The sequence below is a fragment of the Kosakonia radicincitans DSM 16656 genome (assembly GCF_000280495.2).
GTDB classification, from domain to species: Bacteria; Pseudomonadota; Gammaproteobacteria; order Enterobacterales; family Enterobacteriaceae; genus Kosakonia; species Kosakonia radicincitans.
In genome coordinates this window covers 241,825-264,050 of the sequence record NZ_CP018017.1, presented here as the reverse complement: position 1 = coordinate 264,050, position 22,226 = coordinate 241,825, and the positions used below count along the sequence as shown (strand labels likewise).

25 protein-coding genes are annotated in these 22,226 nt (G+C 45.2%); 14 read left to right on the top strand and 11 right to left on the bottom strand.

The annotated features are described in order from the left end of the window. The first annotated feature begins 466 nt into the window (after positions 1–466). The 7 genes from Y71_RS29620 (at position 467) to Y71_RS29590 (ending at position 5,525) form a co-directional block, all read left to right on the top strand. Positions 467–715, top strand: a complete 249-nt coding sequence (locus Y71_RS29620) for a hypothetical protein (RefSeq protein WP_016241546.1) — start codon at positions 467–469, stop codon at positions 713–715. A 572-nt stretch (positions 716–1,287) separates the two neighbouring features. After that, the gene (locus tag Y71_RS29615) at positions 1,288–2,154 is read left to right on the top strand and encodes a RepB family plasmid replication initiator protein (protein ID WP_008786567.1); all 867 of its coding nucleotides are present in this window, start codon (positions 1,288–1,290) and stop codon (positions 2,152–2,154) included. A gap of 410 nt (positions 2,155–2,564) precedes the next feature. Beyond that, on the top strand, positions 2,565–3,050 hold the full coding sequence (locus Y71_RS29610; RefSeq protein ID WP_007372340.1) for a hypothetical protein: 486 nt from the start codon (positions 2,565–2,567) through the stop codon (positions 3,048–3,050). Positions 3,051–3,137: 87 nt separating this feature from the next. Further along, positions 3,138–3,455 (top strand): hypothetical protein, encoded by a 318-nt coding sequence (locus tag Y71_RS29605; protein ID WP_009651680.1) that lies wholly within the window; start codon positions 3,138–3,140, stop codon positions 3,453–3,455. Between the two features lie 21 nt (positions 3,456–3,476). Then, positions 3,477–3,875, top strand: a complete 399-nt coding sequence (locus Y71_RS29600; RefSeq protein WP_016241545.1) for a hypothetical protein — start codon at positions 3,477–3,479, stop codon at positions 3,873–3,875. A 171-nt stretch (positions 3,876–4,046) separates the two neighbouring features. Further along, entirely contained in the window at positions 4,047–4,421 is a 375-nt protein-coding gene (locus tag Y71_RS30895) for a hypothetical protein (protein ID WP_223226822.1), read from the top strand. 240 nt (positions 4,422–4,661) lie between these two features. Then, positions 4,662–5,525, top strand: coding sequence for a hypothetical protein (locus Y71_RS29590; RefSeq protein ID WP_016241543.1), 864 nt, complete (start codon positions 4,662–4,664; stop codon positions 5,523–5,525). Between the two features lie 35 nt (positions 5,526–5,560). Here the strand turns inward: Y71_RS29590 and Y71_RS29585 are convergent, their stop codons facing one another. Next, complete coding sequence (locus Y71_RS29585) at positions 5,561–5,884, bottom strand: hypothetical protein (RefSeq protein WP_007372343.1); 324 nt, start codon at positions 5,882–5,884, stop codon at positions 5,561–5,563. A gap of 282 nt (positions 5,885–6,166) precedes the next feature. On the opposite strand from Y71_RS29585, the gene Y71_RS29580 reads away from it, so the two are divergent. Beyond that, on the top strand, positions 6,167–6,385 hold the full coding sequence (locus Y71_RS29580) for a hypothetical protein (RefSeq protein ID WP_007372345.1): 219 nt from the start codon (positions 6,167–6,169) through the stop codon (positions 6,383–6,385). Positions 6,386–6,596: 211 nt separating this feature from the next. Here Y71_RS29580 and Y71_RS30890 read toward each other — a convergent pair whose 3' ends face one another. Further along, entirely contained in the window at positions 6,597–6,863 is a 267-nt protein-coding gene (locus Y71_RS30890) for a hypothetical protein (protein ID WP_016241542.1), read from the bottom strand. Between the two features lie 579 nt (positions 6,864–7,442). On the opposite strand from Y71_RS30890, the gene Y71_RS29570 reads away from it, so the two are divergent. Further along, the gene (locus Y71_RS29570) at positions 7,443–9,056 is read left to right on the top strand and encodes an HNH endonuclease signature motif containing protein (protein WP_007372347.1); all 1,614 of its coding nucleotides are present in this window, start codon (positions 7,443–7,445) and stop codon (positions 9,054–9,056) included. Between the two features lie 115 nt (positions 9,057–9,171). Here Y71_RS29570 and Y71_RS29565 read toward each other — a convergent pair whose 3' ends face one another. Continuing rightward, entirely contained in the window at positions 9,172–9,471 is a 300-nt protein-coding gene (locus Y71_RS29565) for a hypothetical protein (protein WP_024196077.1), read from the bottom strand. Positions 9,472–9,885: 414 nt separating this feature from the next. Between Y71_RS29565 and Y71_RS29560 the strand changes: the two genes are divergently transcribed. Both Y71_RS29560 and Y71_RS29555 read left to right on the top strand, forming a co-directional pair. Beyond that, the gene (locus tag Y71_RS29560; RefSeq protein ID WP_032951190.1) at positions 9,886–10,092 is read left to right on the top strand and encodes a hypothetical protein; all 207 of its coding nucleotides are present in this window, start codon (positions 9,886–9,888) and stop codon (positions 10,090–10,092) included. A gap of 100 nt (positions 10,093–10,192) precedes the next feature. After that, on the top strand, positions 10,193–10,444 hold the full coding sequence (locus Y71_RS29555; protein ID WP_007372348.1) for a hypothetical protein: 252 nt from the start codon (positions 10,193–10,195) through the stop codon (positions 10,442–10,444). 36 nt (positions 10,445–10,480) lie between these two features. Here Y71_RS29555 and Y71_RS29550 read toward each other — a convergent pair whose 3' ends face one another. The 4 genes from Y71_RS29550 to Y71_RS29535 all read right to left on the bottom strand — a co-directional run bounded on the left by Y71_RS29550 (position 10,481) and on the right by Y71_RS29535 (position 15,541). Continuing rightward, positions 10,481–10,978 (bottom strand): hypothetical protein, encoded by a 498-nt coding sequence (locus Y71_RS29550; protein ID WP_016241538.1) that lies wholly within the window; start codon positions 10,976–10,978, stop codon positions 10,481–10,483. A 504-nt stretch (positions 10,979–11,482) separates the two neighbouring features. Then, complete coding sequence (locus Y71_RS29545; RefSeq protein ID WP_004098991.1) at positions 11,483–13,549, bottom strand: ATP-binding protein; 2,067 nt, start codon at positions 13,547–13,549, stop codon at positions 11,483–11,485. Next, positions 13,546–14,937, bottom strand: coding sequence for an SIR2 family protein (locus tag Y71_RS29540; RefSeq protein WP_004098990.1), 1,392 nt, complete (start codon positions 14,935–14,937; stop codon positions 13,546–13,548). Before Y71_RS29540 ends, Y71_RS29545 begins: the two co-directional genes overlap by 4 nt. A gap of 7 nt (positions 14,938–14,944) precedes the next feature. Further along, a complete protein-coding gene (locus Y71_RS29535) occupies positions 14,945–15,541 on the bottom strand; it encodes a recombinase family protein (protein WP_050998928.1) in 597 nt (198 codons plus the stop codon). Between the two features lie 24 nt (positions 15,542–15,565). On the opposite strand from Y71_RS29535, the gene Y71_RS29530 reads away from it, so the two are divergent. After that, a complete protein-coding gene (locus Y71_RS29530; protein ID WP_001067855.1) occupies positions 15,566–16,270 on the top strand; it encodes an IS6-like element IS26 family transposase in 705 nt (234 codons plus the stop codon). Here the strand turns inward: Y71_RS29530 and Y71_RS30505 are convergent. The 3 genes from Y71_RS30505 to Y71_RS29515 all read right to left on the bottom strand — a co-directional run bounded on the left by Y71_RS30505 (position 16,161) and on the right by Y71_RS29515 (position 19,072). After that, positions 16,161–17,060, bottom strand: coding sequence for a HEPN/Toprim-associated domain-containing protein (locus tag Y71_RS30505; RefSeq protein ID WP_071532009.1), 900 nt, complete (start codon positions 17,058–17,060; stop codon positions 16,161–16,163). The genes Y71_RS29530 and Y71_RS30505 overlap by 110 nt on opposite strands. Positions 17,061–17,193: 133 nt before the next feature. Further along, positions 17,194–18,288: a hypothetical protein gene (locus Y71_RS29520; RefSeq protein WP_007372351.1), complete on the bottom strand. Its 1,095-nt coding sequence runs from the start codon at positions 18,286–18,288 to the stop codon at positions 17,194–17,196. A gap of 19 nt (positions 18,289–18,307) precedes the next feature. Continuing rightward, a complete protein-coding gene (locus tag Y71_RS29515; protein WP_000174662.1) occupies positions 18,308–19,072 on the bottom strand; it encodes a tyrosine-type recombinase/integrase in 765 nt (254 codons plus the stop codon). A gap of 464 nt (positions 19,073–19,536) precedes the next feature. Between Y71_RS29515 and Y71_RS29505 the strand changes: the two genes are divergently transcribed. Next, positions 19,537–20,214: a hypothetical protein gene (locus tag Y71_RS29505; protein ID WP_000182008.1), complete on the top strand. Its 678-nt coding sequence runs from the start codon at positions 19,537–19,539 to the stop codon at positions 20,212–20,214. Between the two features lie 30 nt (positions 20,215–20,244). Here Y71_RS29505 and Y71_RS29500 read toward each other — a convergent pair whose 3' ends face one another. Further along, entirely contained in the window at positions 20,245–20,868 is a 624-nt protein-coding gene (locus Y71_RS29500) for an RES family NAD+ phosphorylase (protein WP_001071437.1), read from the bottom strand. 530 nt (positions 20,869–21,398) lie between these two features. Between Y71_RS29500 and Y71_RS29495 the strand changes: the two genes are divergently transcribed. Continuing rightward, positions 21,399–22,094 carry a hypothetical protein gene (locus Y71_RS29495; RefSeq protein ID WP_000778342.1) on the top strand — a complete coding sequence of 232 codons (696 nt, stop codon included), beginning with the start codon at positions 21,399–21,401 and terminating at the stop codon, positions 22,092–22,094. Positions 22,095–22,226 lie beyond the last annotated feature (132 nt).

The window sequence follows — 22,226 nt, the reverse complement described above, 5'->3', positions numbered from 1 at the left end:
ATCGAATAGCTAAATTGTCGAAAATATGTACGGGCATGAAAGGAAAATGCGTATAGAAAACAGTGGATAAGATTTTAATAATTTTGTTTCATCATACAGGTGATAGATGGTATCTATATGAATTATAATAGAAATATACTCAAAACTCTTTAAGAGTTATACCTTCAGATCACACAATAAAACTCACTACCATTGTCACAAATACTCACTACTAACGTCGAAATAGTCACTACCAATGTCATTTTAATCATTACCAATGTCAAAAAAGTCATTACCATTGTCATAAAATGCCCTTGAGCCCAGTAACCATGCGGCTTGCAGCGTACAGGGATCTCTTTTGTACTCCGTTGCACCTTTGGGATCTCTTTATTGGAACTGTCCTGTGGAAAAGTATCTTTTTTGCCTTCGTCAGCTACTGACTCGGTGCTTTACTGATTGTGTAAACAAAACGATAAGAGGCACTCACATGTACGCAACTGCAAAAGAAATTATCGCAAAGCTGCAAAAAATGAACCCTGACGAAAAGGTGCTAGTCCGTGTCTGGTACAAGTCTGATGTTCAGGAGTTAGCAATAGACCGAAACATGCCGCAGGTTTCAGCTAGCGAAGCTGAGTCGACCTTAGCGTTGATAGACCGAACTCACGATGGTGATATCGGTATCAACTGGGATGTTGTTCAGAGTGGTATTGAGACAGTTCGTAGTGGCCAAATTTAAGCAACCGAGTAACAAGGACGTGACTCAACTAATCCACATATCCACCGGGTAGATCAACAGATCGATCCAGATTAAGACCAAATAGAACCAAAAAGATCCCCGCTCCCGCAAACCCGCAGCTGGTAAGCTCTGAAGACCTGCCCCGGTGGGGTTGAGAGGGAAAAAAGTGAGCTCTGAAGGGCTGTCGGTGGGGTTAGCCTGGTAGCTGGTGGTGTTCAAAGGGAATAACGGTGGGATTGGAAGGGGAAAGGAACTTAATTATCAACATCTGCTGTGCTAATGAAAACATCAAATAAAAACATAATCATACGTAACAAATCTCAAAAATAGGTGATCGGTATTCATTTTTTGTCCACACTGGCAGCAGATCAAAAATTTGATGTCAACGACATTTATCCGATTCATCTCTGAAATAACGTATTGATTTAGTACAAATAAAAACCAATACCCGATAAATGGGGACTAAATGACCCCTATTTCTCATGATCAATAAAAATCACCGTGATACATTCGCCCGGACTGGGCATTCCAAGATACCCGGAAAATAACAATAAAACTGGGGGATCCACACGATGAACTCGAATGAAGTTCTTCTTTTCAAGGACGCTATTCCCGACTTCAATCAGCCGTCGACTGGAAAGCTGACGGTGACAAAAAATTCATCAGTACAACCTGTATCACTGCTCCGCCTGGGCGTTTTTACTCCCAGTTGCCGAACAGAGGCAACGGTCACGCTAAACGTGACGGAAGCGCTATCCAGTCTGGAAATTGCAAAACAGGAAGGGTACACGGACATAAAGATCACCGGCCCGATGCTGAATTATTTCCAGGACTTCCGGTGCTGGACAGCAATCGTCCATTCCTTCAGCGTATCGCCTGATGCGCTGAAAGGTAACCGGATTAAAATGCCCTTTAGTGAATTTGCCAAACTCTGCGGCTACCCATCAAAACGCTACAGCACGAAACTGCGCAATGAGATAGCCGATTCGTTGACGAAGATTCGCTCAAAAAGCATTCGGTTTGAGAAGAACCCGGGGATCACCAAGTTCAAAGTAGCCGGGTTGCTGAAAGAGGCGGAATTTGATGGTGAAAGTGATTACATCATCCTGGAAGCCGACGAACGACTCTGGGATTTGTACCGTTCAGATCATCTTACTCTGTTGCGGAAGAAACCCCTGGAGCTACTTACCAGGAATGAAACGGCTCAGGCGCTCTATACATTTTTTGAAGCGCTACCTCAACATCCAGCCCCGATCACCTTTGACAGACTTCGACAGCGTTTACTGCTCAATGGGCGCATTGCCGAACAGAACCGGAAAATGCGAACTGCTCTCGATGTGCTTGCCAGCATCGGTTACCTGAAATTTTACTACCTGGTGGACACCAGCGTACCCACCATTCAGATCACGGATCGGAATCCCAAACTAACAGGTTCCTGATGTTTGAAACGTCTTTTTGCCCGGTTCCGGGAATGTGCTGTCTCATTCCCACCGGTCAAAAACACTAAGTTGACGTTTCCCTCTCAAACCCACCCGTGATTTTGTAGTCGCTAAAGGATAAATAGTCCCATTTACATCTGAAAAGCTGATGGGGCGCGTCAGGCCTCTATTGAATACAACTTGTATTACCATGAAAAATAAAGAAAATAACACTCCTCTTTATAATTACTGCTGTTCGCCTAATCCCAAAAAGATACTTTTTTAATCTGCACAGTTTTTATCGCCGGTGGGAACGAGAGGGAAGGGGAAAATATACCCGGTGGGATTGAGAGGGAAGGCCTGTAGAAAACAACCCGACAATCTTTTGTCGGCTGGAATGACCAGGGTAAATTAAGTTCTGGAGGATAGTTATGACTTCGACATTTGGTAAGCAGCTGAAGCTTTATGCAGACCGGCAAACGGGCGCAAAACGTACTGCTCTTGATTTTCAATATGTGGTTTCGCCTGGTAAGGATGCGTTTCCCACGGTGAACATCACTATGGCTCCGATTGCTGATGGCGCAAAAGAAGCCCAATGGGAGCTTAAGCGCGTCATCCAGCTGAATCGCTATGAATTAACTCAATGTTGCGCGGTATTGTTCGGGCTGGAAAAGGAGATGAGGGCAAACTTTCACGGAACCGATAAAAACAAAGGTTTTACGCTCATCAACAATGGTGCATCCGGCTGCGGGATAAACTTTTCTCATGGTGGGGATATGCTGACGCATATGTTGAACCATGCCCAAAGAATGGAAGTAGGGGCATTTATTCTGAAACGGCAGGCGGATGCGTGGGATATGAGTGTCAGTGACGTTCTTGCACTTTTGCGTCAGTCCGTGGCCATCAAACGGGCATAAGATCACGAAGCAGGTTCAAGAACAGGCTTACCGTACAACAATTTTCAAATCCAAACTGACCCTACTTAACTTCAACTGGAAGGCGCTATGACAGAACATCAGCAGAATAGAAATGTTTGTGAAGTCGGGTTAGCCTGTGAAGCCATGACGATTGATCCCAAAACCATTCAGTCAGCAGTAATGCGTAAAGAAGCCACGCAAGTTGTTATTCCTCACTTTAAGGGGGTTTGTCCTGCTTTTGTCGAATGGGCTGAACAATGCTTACCTGGCGATAAACTTCCTCGTGGGAAATTTTTTAGGTCACGAGAATGGATGCGTCAGTTCACCACTTGCCAGATAAACTACAAGACAGATCATCCAGATGAAGGAAAGTATGGATGGCTTTTTGAAGGAACCAAATATTGAAAAGTTAAGGAGATATGATTAATGCTAATTTATGCCGCAGATCTGATTTTACCCTTAAAAATTCTGCTGGTGGTATTTGTCGTGACTATCATAGGCGCTACCATCGGGTTGAAATTTGTACGCTCCGAAAACAAGATCGTTTGCATGTGGCTCGTGCCAATAGGCTGTCTTGGGGGAATTTTTGCATTGATGATGTTTCCATCAATTACCACAAATGATTTGTTGCTCGGCAAGAGATGGTCGGAAGATTGTCGCGTGGTCGAAAAATACGAACGCCACGCTTTTGAAGCACCGACGAACCGGCTGATTTGTTCGGGGGTTGATGAGCATGTTAATTCAGAAAGTTATGCGGTATTAACGAAAGCTTACCGGGAGCGGGGGGGAGAACTTATTTCGGGATCCCATAGTGTTGAAAACTAGCCTTCAAATCTAATGCTACGGAGTTTTCATGAATAATAATCACAATGTTTTTCCTTGCAATGAATTGGGTATGGGTGATTCCAAATCGGAATTGGAAAGACTCCTTGAATTATGTGAATCCACTCCGCAAACAGGCGAGCCTAACCCCCAGATAGCTAATATGCAAGCATTTTGGAATCGATAACTGGTGGCTCATCTCATATCACTGGCTTCAATTTTTGCTCTCATATTCTTAATGGCCGTAAATTTTCCACACTCAACGATGCAGAGATAAAACAGCTAACATCTCTTCGCAATGAGGGGCGAAAAGACGGTTTTGTGGTCAGAATTCAACCTGTTGATGTAACCCCTGAACTTCAGCTTGAAAGGTATCTTGCGTCAAGTTGGGAAAGCGAAATCGAGATTTATAAACGCGTACCGTCGATTGTCGTGATCTGTAAAATCTCAGGTCTGTCTGCATTGGCAGGCTCGGGGAACAAAATGTTTTTAAATATGGATTACTTAAGTTGCGGAACTGAAACTGATGATCAGGATTGCCAGGATTAAGTCACTGATTGGCGGTTGCAACGAGCTTTGGGTTTGTTAGACTGGCCTGACATACCTTCCCCCATCGCGGGGTGCGTTGTCGGAGTATCAAAATATTGTTTTCCCCTATGCGGGGTTTAATTAGTGAGTAGCGACTGCCCGGGTTAGCGCCTGACCCGTGTCAGACTTCTGAAGGATATTTTGATATTAACCGTCCAGCTGGACGGTTTTTTTTCGTCTGTTTTTAATTTGGATAGTGGTATGGGTAGAAAAAAACAATCAAACCGCAGTGTATCAGCGCCAGCTGTTGATGCTGAAAAAGAAATTATCGACCCGAGATGGAACATCTTTTTCTTTGCGGCAATTGACCGACCGTGGGTGCTTAACCCGCATCTTTTTTACGCTGAACAAGCGCAGGAACGTTTGCTGTCGCAGTTCAGTGATGTGGAGATCAGGAGTGAAGCGACAAAGAAAGGCGAGTCATTTATAGAGTCAGCTGGAGACTGGTTCAATCCTGATTACCACGACGAAAGTGACGTATACGAGAATATTGAACAGATTGAAGCTTGCCACTGGGTTGCGTTGCGGGAAATGAAGGTCACGGTCACGCTTTCCCTGACCGCTGGGATGTACCACCAGTTTGACAAGGCATTACGAGATCTGCTTATCCGGGAGGCCAGAAGCTGGCGGTGGCTCGACATGGTTGTGATATCAGATTTGATCTGGAACCTCAGTTTTCCGAGGCTTATGGATTTGATGGAATGGCTGGGTATTGAAGTACGAAACATGCCATGTTTCCCGTTAATCAGTGCATGTCATCAGGTTGTCAACGTTTATAAACATGGAGATGGTGATGCCCACCAGAAACTGGTTAATGCTCACCCGGAGTACTACTCAGTATGGCAATGCGAAGGTTATCCGCAAGAGAGACCAGCTCGCCACGAAGAACTTGAAGTTTCCGAGGAACAGTTTAGAGAATTTGCCGAGGCGATAACGGTGTTCTGGAAGAGTCTGCCGGAAGGACTATCTTATTCGGGGATGGGAAAAGAGCCTAAGTGGTTTGGCAAGGCTTATGAAAAAGTGAAGTGCGACAAAGAAAAACGCGAGCGTAAAGCGGAAGAATAGTGGGGCACTCTAGCCCCACCGAAACAAAAGGAGAGTCAGACAGCCGGTGACGGTTGCCAGCCTGATTGAGTCTGGATCCATTTGCCTACGGAAATCATGTCGTAACCACCGTTCCCGTAGGACGACTTCACTTCTTCTATTTCGACTGGAACCGCCAGCTCGATGGGGCGGAACCAGCCATCATCACCGACTGTATACCGGCCTTCATGTTCCTTGCTCATTTCGCAGACCCGGCTGGGTGGAAGCCAGAAACCTTCATTTGCTCTTTCGGATGCGATACGAATAGCTTCATCCACGGAAGCGACTTCCCGGATGTGTTCGTTATGCGCGTTTGACATTTTGATCAGAAATGACTTCATAGAACCATTTTCCTCAGCTTAGGCCGGTAACGTTAATCGTCGGGGCGGTCGGTAATATTCCGGCGATAGTGTCCTCATATTGTACTCTGGCATGATGCATAACAGAAATTTGAGAGCGCGGGATTGAGAGGCGAAGTAGTTTGATGATAATCGCTGCGGGTGTACTATCAGCCTGATTCCTGGACTGAAGCCGAACGTCCAGCCGTGGTAAAACTGGTGAACGATGTTAACCTGGCATCGAGATATCGAGACCGTAACCATCTGACTGAATAAGGAGCTTTTATGCCGAATGGGAGAGTGATTTTTAACAAAAGAGGCCGATGGGACTGGCTTGATAGCGGTTGTGATATAGATGAGGATGAATTAAAGCAGGAAGAGTGGTTTGTTGGCGATATGTATTATCCGCCAGACTTTGAATACGATACGTCAATGCATGATCACCAGATTACAGAGTGGTTGTCTAAACCTGAAGAGCTGGTGCGGTATGAGCGAGGGCGTTAACTCAATTTGCTTATCTGAACTGGCTACATGATCTTTCAGCGTGGCCATTTCGGTTCTTCACATTTCCCTGACTCCCTCCTGACAGAACCGACTATTTCATCCATGAACCGCAAGAGCGGTAACTAAATGCCATATCGTGTGGCAGAGTGGTTTGCTCCAGTACCCGTCAAAATAGTCCAACATACAAAAACAGGGTAGCCTGCCCCGGGCTTCACCCGGGCCAGGCTACCCGGAGTCGAACCGTTAACCCGGAGTCGTGGGTGAGTAACGTCGAGTGCCCGCCTGAATTCCGTGCGGCCACCAGCATTGGCTTCACCTTTTTCCGACCGACACTTTCGTGCTGGTTTGCGGCCGCATCTTCGCCGGGCCGGAACACCCTGCATTTTGTGCCGGTGGCCATCACCGGTATTAGGATAAAGGGAAGAATATCGGTGATGGATTCCGGGATAATCGCCGGGAAAACCCGGGCAGAATTCACGTAAATCACCCTCTATTAGTCCAACATACAAATAAACTTCCCCTTTCTGCCCCTGCGCTTCGCTTGGGGCAGAAAGGGGAGCCGTACCTGAAACCTCCGTGTCGTTTTCAGGATCGGGCCCGTGCCCGGGGTAACCATTCTGCCCGGGCCCACCATTTTAAAAAGAAACCGCCGTGCCCGGTCTGGCCATTTCCCCCGCCTGCGGCAACCGGGCCGTGCCGGTCTTTCCGTCCGGTTCCTGCAAACCCCACATAGGGACTCCGGTCGCTGGATGAGCCATGCGAGAAAATATGAGAAAAAGAGAGAAAAAAAGAGAAAAAAAAGAGGGGCCGGGGGCGCGAGGGTTTCAGTGGGTATAAAGGTCAAGGGCGCTTTGCAGGGTGGACGCGGGGGTGTTGACCCTGATCGCATTTGTATGTTGGACTAATTTTGCATATATGAAGACAAGAAAAGACGCGCTGCCGACAGAGCAGGTATACTCTCGCCATCAAATGTGCGGCCAGCGGCGGGGGATAGGTAACGACCGCAGGCCTCCGCGACCGGTATCAATGATGATGATGCCCTGCCAGGTAAAGAGTAGTGACGACGAAAGTGAAGGTGAAGAAAACCCGGGCCGAACGTAAGCAGCATAGCCGGGACATGCAGGCCAAACATGAAGCGGAAAAAAAGGCCGCTAACCTGCGTAATATTCTAAAGAGAGACATTCTGGCCACGCTGGGTATCCCTAAAAATCACGGTGGGCGGGCAGCTCTTTCTACATTCATCACCGAGCACTTACTGAAGGGTGAGAGTCAGGTTCAGATTGTTGCCATGCTAACCGGCAGCGAATTGATGAAGCGGGCACAGCTTGCCGAAATCGAGCGCCTGAAGAAGATCACGGAACTGGCCAATCAAACCCGCAGAAACGAGATCACCAACCGGGCGTTTGAGCGCCTGGGTATCACAACCCGGCATCCAATGGGCGATTTAGTGCTGAGCATGGTGCGCGAACTGGCAAACCAGAATTTAAATACCGGTGAGATAGTAGAACGCCTGAATGATAACGAAACCGTACTGGAATCGCGCCGCCTGCACAAAGAGAAGCGAGCGGATCTTGAACGTCAGATTGATGAAGGTATTGCCGAGCGCAAAAAGACCCGTGTTGATATGCGGGAAGTGCTCGCCTACATGGCCCAGAAGAACGGTACAACGTATACGCCTCCCGCAGACACCTGGCGATCTCCTGAACATCCGAATGGCGATTCACCGACCCGGCATAATGGAAAAATCAGAGAGAGCCGTCTGACCGGCGCTGAAAGCACCCAGAAAGAAAACCCACGTCAGTACGGTTTGCCCAACCTGAAAACCAGTAGCGCTTCCATCAACAAGGCCGGAATGAGTGAGGCCATTAAGCTGGTGGGCGGACGTGTGACGGAATTTCGCACCTATCTTTATGAGCATCGCGATACGGGACTACGCGCTGATGTGCTGGCTCGCCGGTTTATGGCTGAGTCAATGCAAGGCAAAAAGATGGTTGACCCTGTGCCGGTCAATGAACCAGATAATCTCCCGGCTCCCACACACGAACCTGCCAAACGTAAATGGACGAAGGAAGAAAAGCAGGAAGCGCGTGACCGTGCGCTGGCCGCAGCAAGCCAGGTCGGAAAGCTTAAAGAAGCGGAAACCAACGGCATTACGCACGATGTAGTGCGAGAATCGCAGCCAGCACCCCAGCCAGCCCTGATCTCCGTCGAAGTTGAACAATCCCGCGTCTCCATGCAGGAACCGTCTGTTGCGCCCCTGGCGCACCCTAAACGTGAAGGCTCTACAACCTGCGTGGTGACCAGGCCGGATCAGGCTGATTTCGCTGCTACCGTCCGTCGAAACTGTAACGACCGCTGCGTGATTACAGGAGCAAGCTTACGCCGCAGGACAGAGGCCGCACACCTGGTAGAGCATAGTGCTGGTGGTCTGGATCACTGGAGTAATGGCTTGCTGCTTCGTATCGATCTGCACCGGCTGTTTGACGACAACGTCCTTGCCATTTGCCCGGAGACGTTGACCGTCCACGTTGACCCTGTCGCGCAGGCCGAAGATCCCGATTTGCAGCAATACGATGGCCATGTGATTACCGGGCTTTGCCGTCCGATAGACCCGGCGAATCTCGTCATGCGCTGGGAGCGTTATCAGCGCCGGTTAGAACTGACCAAGTAAAACCGGTAATCCATCAGGTGCGAATCGTGGGAATGCGCCAGCTCGGTAACCCCACGTCACCGGATTGAACCATCACAAAAAAGGAGCCCACCGGGCTCCCCAAAAACGAATTGTTTTATTGTTCCTGCTTAGTTCTACGTAGGTACTCTTCAGCCTTTATCTTTATTTGCACGAGTTCAGCGTAAAACTCACGTTCCATTTGGTATGTTGGCATCTGAGTATAATACTCTTCCACCTGTGGCCAAATTCGCTGAAGTTCTGCATATAAATCATGGAGAGCTCTATCTGCCCAAGATGACGATTGGTAGGATTCAAGCTTTCTGATAGTGGCGCTAAGATGTACTAAACGCGCCACTAATACTTTAGTGTTTACGTATTGTGTTACGGTTCTATCCATGTGGTTTAAGTTACTCATATTATTCCCTAATGAGGTGCTCGCAGAATTACGAGGCAGAGATAACATAACCTTAAAACCTACATACGTGTAGCCCAATCATTACTTTATAGCTAAAAATGCCAGATTTACTCTATGGCCCCCAATCCCTACAGACCTACAGCAGATCTCGTCCACATAGGTCAGTTCCAGCGCAAACTATGGGATCTGAATGTTTGTCGAACGAAAACTTACGGTAGTGAAGTAATTGCCTGAAACATTGTAAATAACTTGCATAGAAAACGCCCTCAAAACAGCGTCCTTTTTTTATCGAAGTTTCAACGGTTCTGGTAGAGTTGTTTTCTGACAGATTTTATTATTAACGTGAGTGGACGCGTCTGGCGAATAAGCTGGTGCAACTTCCCGAAGCCCTCCAAACACCAGGAGACTTAATTTATGGAACTATCAACAATTTCTGAAGCGTTGATTGGTGGTTTAGTTGGTGGCACTATCGCAGCAGGTTCCATCCGGGTATTATTCATTCCAGAAAAGTTTGAGTGGATATTGTTAGCCTGTGTTGTCCTTGCCACTGTTGTTACCTTTTTCTTTGGCCACTCTATACCAAATCCATTTATGATGATAAGCAACATGTATAGTTATTGAATATATAAGACCGTGCTCGTTAGACGTGCTCTGATTGATTTCCATATATGTTTCAAAAGCTTCGGGCCAGTTTTTTCTGTGTTAGATAGGATAACAGAATATGATGACACTTCTTTTTTCGATTTACTGTTCCCTGGTCATTATCGCGGGCGCTTTCTTTAGCTGGTTTCAACGTGAAACTATCGCTACCCGCTGCATTCTTTTTGGCGGACTGGTGATAGTAGCAGCGATCAAGCTAACAACGGATTTTACGACTGTCGCTGTTTCCACGGTTCTGATTGAGGGATTTTTGCTAACGGCTTATGTTATTGCTGTCCGTTTTATTCAGTGCATTGTAAACAGGGCTGCATAAACAACCCGGACAGAATGCCCATCTATTTATATCAGGCTAATCTACGTGTGACATTTCAATCGCTGCGCGAGCTTCAATGCCCTTCGATAGCAACAAGTTTGCAATGCGCTCTGCCAGGTCTTGATTGGCGCAATGAAAGCGAATAGGCAACTTTTCATGTTTCTCACTATCGATGTAGAACATTACAGAATTGATACTGTATAGCGATGCATATGAAGGACGAGGTTCTATCATCAAATTCAATTCTGGAATAGAAGCTAAAAGTTTAGACATATAATCATCCAGCAGTTCAATACAAACTGGCCGGATAGTTAATAAAGCGGGATTTTCCTCCGAACTAGTCCATTGTCGTGCCTGTAATCTCAAAATATTGAGAAGGTGCAACGATTCATAAGGAATTGTCTTTCCCGTCCGTTCACCCAGGATAACGGATTCCAATGTGTTAATTCGGGATGATAGTCTTCTTATCTTCCGCAACTGATAGATGCTAAGTGTTAATGTTATCACAAATAAAACACCCAAAATAATTGCCATATTTATATCCCATTCGGTTTATTCGTATTATGCCGTGAATATCGATACTCCAGCTATAGGTGTTCGGGACATCCTCTACGCCGGTAGTATCTGCAAAAACTTGTTATTCCATCATATAGTGCATCTCTGAAAACACCTTTTTCGGGTGATACAGCCTTTCATTACTCGGTTCCCCTTTTATGCTGCTACCTGCCTATCAGGTGGTTAGTATGCTTACCAGCCACTTTTTACTATATTGTCCGTTTTGTTAACTGATTTGTTAATGCTTCCATTTGACAGGTCTGGAAAGATACTTTTCTGATTTTAGGGGTTTGAGGGCCAACGATGTAAAAAACCACGTTAATAGGTTAACCTATTGTTTTATTTTAATTATTAGGTGCTGCATTTACAGCTACTCCAATGATCATGGGGCTGATGGTCGATGGAACGCAATACCAAGTAGATTGATTGCATAAAGTTCCTTCAATTCCGATCTGCCCTCCCGTTTTCACATCCTACTTCAGTTCAATTTTGTTGCCATTCCTTTACAACAGCTTCCCAATTGGCCGTTCTCTCGACCAATTTCCCATCAGCATCCTTTCTTGTCCAAACATCCCAGAAATCAGGGTCATCAGAATGGGGTTGCTGCTCTTTCGTCAAATTTTTCATTTTAACTAAGACAGGAAGTTCAGATGCCCAGCCCATCAGTATTGCATGTTGAGATGGCAATGAAGGCAATTCACGGAGTAATCCTCGCAAATTGTCGGGTACCATTTTATGAACTTGCTCCTGATCTTTGTCATTGCTAATTCGATGCAGAAGAAAAGTATTACATTGAGATAAAACTGTAGGTGATAATTCTGATGGTCGTTGCGAAGAAATAACCATACCGAGACCAAATTTCCTGCCTTCTCGTGCAATTTTCTCAAATACTTGACAGCAAACAGCTGCGACATCCTGATTTTCACTGTCCTCACGATACCGTTTAATAAATGTATGTGCTTCTTCAGCAACAAGTACCGTAGGTAAAGATTTGTTATATAGTCGTCTATAACGTTGCAATGATTCAAAAATAATTCTTGAAATGACAGCTGTCACAAGATGAGTAATTTCAGTTGGTACTAAAGAAAGATCAATAATTGAAACGCAGCTATCACCATCACCATCTTTCCCAATATATGTTTCTAACCAATTAGCCAAGTCAACTCTATGCTCTGAGTCATTGGTTATGGGTTTCATTCTTGTATCCGCAAGCATTGTGCGTATTCTAGCTACTAGATATTCAACATATTGCTCGCTACCATTTTCTTGTGCTAACGCCTCTAAATAGGAGACTAAATTATTTCCGTCAAAAGGGACGGGGATATCCTCGTTTTTAGGAAGGAGTTCACACTCATCGCCTCCAAGGCTCTGAAATGAAGATAACACTCCATTTATGATGTTATCAACTGCGCTAACTTTAGCATTGTAATCTGGATATCTGCCTTCTCTTTGCCCACAAAAATCTTGAATAGAGATGATTAATTTATCTAGCTCAGGGCATGGTGTAGTTAATCTCGCTTTGTATTCTTCCAGACTCTGACGCCAAATATTAATTTTAGCCAAAAGATTTTTGGCTCCAGGGAAATCATTAAGTGCCGCTGCTCCTTTAGATTTATCCGCTTTTAAAGAAACCAAAATTGTACCTAGGTATTTTTTAACTTCTATATCTATATTCTTTTGTAAATCAAATTCTTCATTTCTCATTGCTCTCAAGGAGCGTTTTAGTAATGGAAGTTGTGCTTTAGGACTTGCTTGCGTGAATGATGCCCACTCCGAACTATTCCAAAACCATGAGGGTACTTGTAATTGGTTTTCACTGCCTTCAGCCTCAACCTTAAATACTCTACCTTTAAATTTCGTCGTTGGCCCCAAAGCACGTGCATACTCGCCGTTGGGGTCTAGGATGATAAATCTGGCATTTGGTTTTATTTGTGATTCCAATGCAGATTCGAGTGACCACTGGATTAATCCAGATACAGAGCAAGACTTACCGCTACCAGTATTTCCGAGCACTGCTATATGACGACCAAATAATCTATCAGGATCTACAGCTACATTTGCATTGTTCGCAAGTGGACTTTGTCCAATGATCACTCGCCTATTATTTCCAGATTCGACTATTGATCTAAGTTGTAAATCTGTCGGTAGTAAAATAGCAGCCCCAATAGAAGGAAACGATTCAGAACCTCGTTGAAATCTGAAATAATCAGTACCATCTTTGGACAAACGTTTAAGCATTCCCACCGGATTCAAACTTATTTTTTTTCGGGGGAATGGTAGATTTACTAAACCAAATTCTTGAACATCTCTTTGTTTTGGATAAGGCGAATGTTCTACAGCAAGCCACTCTATTTGCCCAACTAAGTAACCATTATCACATGATATTAATACATAACTGTTTACTCTTGGAAAGTTTCTAGGCGTTCCTGCATTCAAAGCAACAGTATCAGGTGAGTCAATCTCTAATATTGCTCTAATTTCATTAGGTGAAACAAAATCTACAGTGCCGACCCTGAGTTGCTCACCTTGTTCAATCGGAAATGAGTTCATTCAGCATCCTCGCTATTATTTGAAATTGTTGTACGATATAAACCCCTTGATTTCAATAGTTCTGCCATACGAATTGATGATCTGTCTATCGCTGCTTTAGGAAGATAAAAATCCACTAAATTCTTGATATCTCCAAAGTGGTCACCAAGTAATAAAGATATTTGAGCTTTTCTTCCACTTTCGTTTACAAAGCGCATAATTCTACCGAGTGGATCGCCGTAGGCAATTATTACTATATGCGTTGAGGGTATTGTCAGCATGTCAATAATAACACGGTTTATATGTTCATCTCCAAAACTATAACCATATGTTACCAAAGTACTATTAGGACGACATGTTGCAGATGCTAAGTCTCTGAATAGTTCAACATAAGGGTATTCTGATGTTTCTCGGTCTTTAACCGAGTTTGGATAAATCATTAATTGATGATAGTTCGCTGCTCCAGCAGCCTCCACTTGTAAAAAGGGTTCCACCGAACTCGCACCAAAAGGTAATCCAAATCGCCTTATGGCTCCTTCGGTAGTATACCAGTCCAATGAGCCATGTAATTTAGTAAAGCGCGCCACACCTTCCAAATATCTTGGTTCACCACGAATACCCGGTGGATTATAATGATAGTCGACTTCTAGTCGCGAAGATCTGAAAATAGGCGCTATAGTACCAACAAATCTGTCAATTAGTCGAATACCTGCTATTTCAGCTCCTGCTTCAATTATCCTGTCGTAATTCGTCGTGAAAATATGTAATCGATCCCTTGTCGCTGTTCGACTTGAAAAACTCATCAAAAAACTTACTAAATAATTAAACGTTTGTGTTTTTAAATCGTTTTTTGCATCGCGAATTAACTTTTCCCCATTACTAACTGAATCTGAGAATAATTTCAAACATCTTGTTAGCTCATTATTTAACTCAACTAACTCACTTTTTAAATTTCGATATGGGAGAGCACCAGGAGGCGGTTCTGGAAGTGGGAGATTTTGCGCAGTTAAAATCTCTAATCCTTTAATTAACTCATTAATTGAACGGATTTGGTCTTCAATATTACCTCTTCCTCTTCCTGAGGCTTCAGCTGTTTTAGCTACATAACTATCTATTTCAGCCTTGCAAACTTTGAGATCATTAATCCATCCCATGCCTTGAGGTTTCGTGCCTGTCGCTGACTCTTGGATTGCTGAACTAAGTCCCGCGCCAATAAGTATATTTAGGTGTTCAGACTGAAAAAGAGCAGTTAACCAAGGTTCTATTCTTAAACGCAAAAAATCAGGAGTGATTTTATCTCCTGGTTTTGCCCATGAGCAGTGTCCAACAACTTTAAATGCACCAACTTCGCTGTGTGGATCCAACTGAACCGGAGACTGGTCATCTCCAAGCTTTAAGTATTGACTCACTTTGAATTCATCCTTCGTTAGAGTTAATAGCTGTTTTTCTTTTCAGCCTAAAATAGGTCGCCCTTGATATACCCGTTTTTTCCATTACTTCCTTAACTTGTACGTCCTTATTAATCAATTCATTAGCTAATTCAGCCTTCTTGTGAGGCTTTCTTCCGAATTTGACCCCCTTAATCATAGCGGTCTTCCGCCCATCGTTAGTTCGCTCCAAGATCCTTTCTCGTTCCGCCTCGGCAACAGCTGCTAGTATCTGGATAACCATTTTTCCCATTGTGCCTTCAGTACTAAGACCATTCTCTAGAAATAGGATAGCGATGCCTTTTTTATAGCAAGTATCCACAATACGAATCATATCAGCGGTATTACGTCCTAGACGATCCATTTTAGTACAGAGGATGATGTCATCTTTCTCCGCTCTGGCAAGGAGTCTCTGTAGCCCTGCACGCTCATCAGTTGCTCCTGACATCATGTCAGTAAATACACGATCATCCCTCACTCCCGCTGTTTTGAGTTCAGTAATCTGGCTCGTCAGTTTCTGATGGCTGGTTGATACTCTTGCATATCCGGCACTGTTGCAAATAGTCGGTGGTGATAAACTTATCATCCCCTTTTGCTGATGGAGCTGCACATGAACCCATTCAAAGGCCGGCATTTTCAGCGTGACATCATTCTGTGGGCCGTACGCTGGTACTGCAAATACGGCATCAGTTACCGTGAGCTGCAGGAGATGCTGGCTGAACGCGGAGTGAATGTCGATCACTCCACGATTTACCGCTGGGTTCAGCGTTATGCGCCTGAAATGGAAAAACGGCTGCGCTGGTACTGGCGTAACCCTTCCGATCTTTGCCCGTGGCACATGGATGAAACCTACGTGAAGGTCAATGGCCGCTGGGCGTATCTGTACCGGGCCGTCGACAGCCGGGGCCGCACTGTCGATTTTTATCTCTCCTCCCGTCGTAACAGCAAAGCTGCATACCGGTTTCTGGGTAAAATCCTCAACAACGTGAAGAAGTGGCAGATCCCGCGATTCATCAACACGGATAAAGCGCCCGCCTATGGTCGCGCGCTTGCTCTGCTCAAACGCGAAGGCCGGTGCCCGTCTGACGTTGAACACCGACAGATTAAGTACCGGAACAACGTGATTGAATGCGATCATGGCAAACTGAAACGGATAATCGGCGCCACGCTGGGATTTAAATCCATGAAGACGGCTTACGCCACCATCAAAGGTATTGAGGTGATGCGTGCACTACGCAAAGGCCAGGCCTCAGCATTTTATTATGGTGATCCCCTGGGCGAAATGCGCCTGGTAAGCAGAGTTTTTGAAATGTAAGGCCTTTGAATAAGACAAAAGGCTGCCTCATCGCTAACTTTGCAACAGTGCCTACCAGTGCACTCAACTCAGAGAGGCTCTGTCTGGCATGTCTAAGCGGTTGAGTGGCTCCCGCATGTTTTTCTTCCAGATCGTCAAAATCATCAGTCAATTCGGCAGATATGAGCCATTTCAGGTCCAGTTCGCATACAGCGCCATCCTCAGTGATTAGCAGAATCGCTAAAGAGTAAAAATCTCGTTGTGTACACGGGAAATTAAAGTTCGAATCACGAACCCAGGAGCAATCACCGTCAACCGAGCTGACCATCAGGGAAAGCACAGGATCACCGGTTTCAATCCACGTCAAAAGTTGGGCAAAATCTCTCTCGTTACTCGGCCAACATGCCGCCTTATTTAACCGGTCAAGCCAGTCATCCAGCGTTGCATTTTCAAGAACCGGGATGACGTGCTTCAGCCAGGTGATTCTGTACTGAAGATAATTTTCTCCGTGGGGATGTTCTTCGCTTTCAAGTTTGGCCAGCTCCGCAATAGAATCCGTTTTCCAGGACTCAATGGCAGTCGAAAAATCCCGTTCGAGAGCGGCCCGGTCATATCCGTTCAGCTGTAACCGTCGGCGCATCTGTGCCACGGTCGTCCGATAGCCGATAAACGTTCCTTCTGACCAGCTCCCGTCCTCGTCTTTGACAATCTCCCTGACACGATCGGCCTTCTGAAAATACCATTGATGATAGTCATTCTGCGTATCGTACAGAGTGAAGTTACCGATAGAGATATCTGTCCACGTTGACATCGAACACCCTCAATGTAATACATTTGAAATTCATTTGTATTTGTTATTGTGTTTCTAAGAGGTACCAGATAATAACTACATAAGACATACATTTGTAATTCAAAGGAATTTCAAATGTAATTCATTTATATACTTATTCCTCCAGCAACCGCACGTTACCATCACAGAAGTTACACCCTATAAGACCGCTCATTTCAGGAACTGAGGTTGAATGCCCGCCACAGTATCCGCAGGTTTCCAGTGAGTCATGTAATACGAGACAGGTGGTGCACAGGTATCCACCACCGTACTCACATACCGTCTCATAGCCGTCACAATCAGAACAACTTGCAGGAAGACCAGAATGACTAAAATCTTCTGGTTTACCCTCCCATTCATCAAGCAAATCGTATCGTGATGAAGAGTGGTTACATTGTACGCAGGTGAATTCTGTTTCACCGGTAGCGTATAAATTCTGCTTTATCCCGCAGTCAGGGCAGGTAACTTCGAGATACTGATCTGACCTGGTACCGCAGACCAGACAGTCAGATTCATGCAGGGTATTTCCGCTTTCCTCATGTATACACATATCAACCGCAGCTTTTTTACTACAGGAGCGGCAAACTGAGACTGAACATCCCTGTTTTTCGAGTCCATCAAGTTCCGGCTTGAGATAACGAAATTTAGCATCAGCATAAAAAAACGAGCTCCGGAGCATTCCATCTTCGTCTAATGCGAGCTTAGAGTTCAGAGGCTCTCCAAAAATCGAAAACCACTGATCACGCATAAAACGATTTAGCGCAAACCAGGCATCGGCCTGTTCATGAAGAATTTTCTTTGATTGCTCGTCTGTGAAATCGGAATGATAAAAATGAACCACCCGGTTGCGATGGTCTTTGACTTTTTTGAATACGTCGATGGTTTCTTTAGGAAGAGGGTGTTCCAGAACATCAGCTAATCGCTGACATGTTTCATCGTATGTCACCGACTGGAAATCACCTGCAAGGTACCTTGCTCGCTCTATTTTCCTGCCGGAGCACACCAGACTCCAGTGCTCATGTAACAAAGGTACCTTCAGCAGGATCTCGACCGCTGTCCAGAAACTGACAATCGAAAATTTGGGCATGGAGTCCTGCAATTCTTCACGCGCCTTATCCAGAAACACAAGTCCGTTGTCGATCAGAGTCAAAACATCTTTAGATACAAAGGGATCGTCATCACTCTCAAATCTGTATTTGGTTTTTTTCATGGGAACTCAACTTGGTTATCTATTTTATACGCAGTAGCTGCAGCGCATCCTGTGTATCGAGGGTGAAGCGCAGCTGCTGACTGGCAGCCACGTCGAGCGCAAATATTTTCGTATAGACCTCAGTACTCTCAAACTTCTCATGCCCCAGCAGACCCTGGAGTACCTTAGGGTGAACGTGGCCATATAAAAGGTGCATTGCAAAACTGTGCCGGAAGGTATGGGGGCTGACGTCGATGCTCAGTCTGACGCCGTCACGATCCGCGGCATCAGTAGCCCGGACCAGCCAGTTACGCACCGTCCGGTCGGAAACATTCCACACCGGTTGCGCGCGACGTTCGCCTGTAATCGGATCATCTTCAAACTGCTCCTTCGTGCTGGCGAACAGCCGGCGCATCTCATCGACATAGGCCGGGTCCGATAACGGCACCACCCGGTTGGCACTTTTTCCCTTACGCGGACGGCCGCCGCCGGCACGCCGCTGTTTGGCGGTGCGAAGAACGACATGCGGAATGCTCTCGTTAAGGTGAAAGTCACGCCGTCTCAGGGCAAGGCCTTCGTTCAGGCGTGCCCCGGTATTCCATAACGTATTAAAAAAAGCGTGCTGACCCCAGTCCTGAACAAAGTGCAGCAGTCCGGCCACTTCCGGAGCCAGCAGATATTTTGGCAGCTCGGTGTAGTGCCGGGCCATTTCGCGTAGCGAAAGCGCGCGGCCGTAGTCCAGGCCAGCCGACTGGCCTGTCGCCGGCAGGGCAGGGGAGGCGTTAATAAAAGAGGGCAGAGTCATGGTGTCCCCGTTGGTCCGCTCACGCTACGTAAATTCTGTCGGGTTACACCCCTGCAACCCTGCCATTTTTCACGTAGCGCAATCTGATGAAATTCTGCTGTCATTTTCGTTGCTCGCGACCGCGACTGCCACGGAAAAAACCCGCAGAGCGGTGTGCACTGAATTTCCGCTTTCTGGATATATACCATAAATCAGAAACAAATATTTTAGCGTGAGGAGAGTATGGGATCGCAAAAGGATCGAAAAAGGATCCTTTTTGCCTGGATGATGGGGTCTGAAGGGGAGGGAAGGGCTGTATGTTGTGTTCTGTGACAAACTGCCCTCAGTTGGGCGACCTTTCCTCAAATAGCGGAAATCGGAATGCAGATTTTGCAGGGAATGCAGGAAGTACAAAAATTGCACTTCTTTAAGATTTTGTGTATTCTTAAGTCATGGAAATCTTAAACACCCGAGACGAGGCGACTATGACAAACATCAGTTATGCACCTAATAAAGCCCGTGCTCACCTCAAAAACCGTGAGCAAACTGAAATCCAGCTGCTGCAGACCCGCATTCAGAATGTGGGAAGCAAGTTCGTTGAAGCACTGCATGAACTGCCCCACGAGAAGTTACTGGAACTGCTCACGCTGCAGGATGAAACATTCTGGGCTGAATTAAAGAATCAGGCTCAGCTGCAGACATTAATTAATACCATGACACCTGAAAAACAGGCCCAGGAAGATCTTGCTGAAGCGAGAGAAGTATTTCTTAAGTCGCTGGAGAATTCAGGCGGAGTGCATAAATCAACGGCCGTTATAAAAATACTGGCAACCACGCCGCCAACCCTGCATAAAAGAGGAAACCGTGGTGAAGTTATTCAGATTAAATGGGGTTCTGAAAACCTTTACCCGGTATTTCAGTTTTGCACACGTGAGAATAATTCAGAAGGCGGTATGCTGGCCGGCATCCCGGAATTATTATCCCTGATTAAACACAAGGTCAGTGCTGTGCGGAAATGTCACTTCTTTACCCGTAAAGTTGATATTCCGGGAACTGAAACACATGTCTCTATTGTTGACGCGCTGCGCCGTGGCGCTACGCCTGAAGAGATGACCCACTTCAGAATCCTGGCAGAAAACTTTGGTACCAACCATACCATGTAAAAAAATGGGCCTTTTGGCCCATTTTTAATCTCAGAGAGTAAGAATACCCAGCTTTGATTTTAAGATCGCCTGCGTACTTTGTCCGTTGAGACTGAACTGGATTAACGGAGTGACTGAGATGTTCTTCAGCATTCCGTTTCCATCAACGGTGTCAGACCACAACGCGATACAGGTTTTGCCGGTGTGTTGAGACAAATATTCAATACCATCAGCATAATGAGAAAGCACTTCTGCCAGCCACTGAGTATCCTCATAGACAGCTTTAGAGCCCATCAAATAACCTAACGGAGTTTTCAGATGGGGCGCCAGGGCAGCTAAATCAATAATCTTGATTGTGCGTGCTGCCTGAATTACCGCCATACAGTTTTTCTCAAGATCCTCAGTTTCAACAAGCGGAGCATCCTGATAAAACTCTTTCAGCCCTGTAAATGCCGTGGTGGCCAGATACAATACACCTTTGGATTTGCTACGCAGTGAAAAGCGGGTTTCTGATTCAGAGTTGAAATAGATACCATTTCCACCGTAATACTGGTCCTGCACCTTGTAAAAATCAGGTTCAATAGTTAATTCTTTGAAAATTTCACTATCAGAGATTTCTGCGCCGGCTAAGATTTGAGCTACTACATTATGTAGGTCCTCTGTAAATTGGTTCATGGATGATTCCTTCTGTAAAGTTTATATATCGAATTCTTTGAGTTTCCATGTGGAATTCCTCTCAGATTTACGTGTGTGTTGCGCCTGTTATCCAGACGTAACGTGAGGTAGTTGCCCGTTAAGCTGACAACTGAGTTGATAATACATCACCTGGCGCTGGATGTATTAGAACGATCGGTAAAGGATGAACTAAATGATATAACCAACTAATTTTGGTAGGTTTCCGTGTAATACCGGCTGAAGAATTGAACATTTAATTAGCTTTTAAGTGAAATTACGCCGAATACAAATGAACTACTTTTGTAATTCATTTGTATTCGGTGCCGATGATATGCACTTACAGTCTTTACCGGTTCTGGCTGGCGTTGTTACTCATTCTATTGAGTGAGAAATCCTGACCGTCCTGGTTGTTACCGCATCAAAATATCTCCCACAGGTATCAGCCTTCTTTCGACATCAGTTTGCACGTTGATTTGACAAATATTGAACTATAGTTCAATTTATCATTATAAAATCAGTTGGAGTCTAAGATGAAGCTCAGTGTCAGATTGATTGAAGGGTTTAAAAAAACATATCTTCCTCTGCAGTTCAGAGCCTTCTGGGATGATGAGGGATTTTGCTATTTAAAAGTTCAGATCGTTAACGGGAAGATAATTTTTTTCTGTGCTCAGTTGTTAAATTATTATAACACTTCAATTACCAATGCTGTTGAGAGTGTACGGGCATCAGCTGTGAATGCACTCATTAATGACGGTGCAATTAAAATACAGAATCAGCAAGGGATTTTTGATTTATTTAAATCACAGGAACGTAAAAGTAAAGAAGTGATATCAATTCTGTTTGAGTATGTTCGTGAGAATTCTGTATGGGTAGAACATTACGAATCTCAAATCAGCATAACCCAGGATGACCGATATAGTCTGGTTCACTTCAACCAGTACCAGGAACCTAACTGGTCTTTTATTTCTAAAGAAAAACTTGAAGAGACATATCCTGAATTTGATTTTCATGTTTCCAGAAAGTCTCTTGAAAACTGGAGTAATGCCCGATTATCAACTCAGACGATTAAAAAATTATTAAAAGAAAAAAACTGGACCATGAAGGAAGTTGCTGCTCGCTGGAACCGTTCGGAATCATGGATGAGTAAAGTTGTTAATGATGAGGAAAGGGAACTCTACTGGGAAGACGCTTTTAAAGGGCTCCCTTCAAAAATACACGAAAAATGAAGACAGAATCGCCAGTTCTTAATGTTAAAATCCTGTACCCATCAGTACCCTGTTTTGCTTAAAGAAGAACTTGAGATAATTAAGCAACTGGACAAGATGGCCTGCTGATCCCGCAGGCCAGACTGAGCAGGA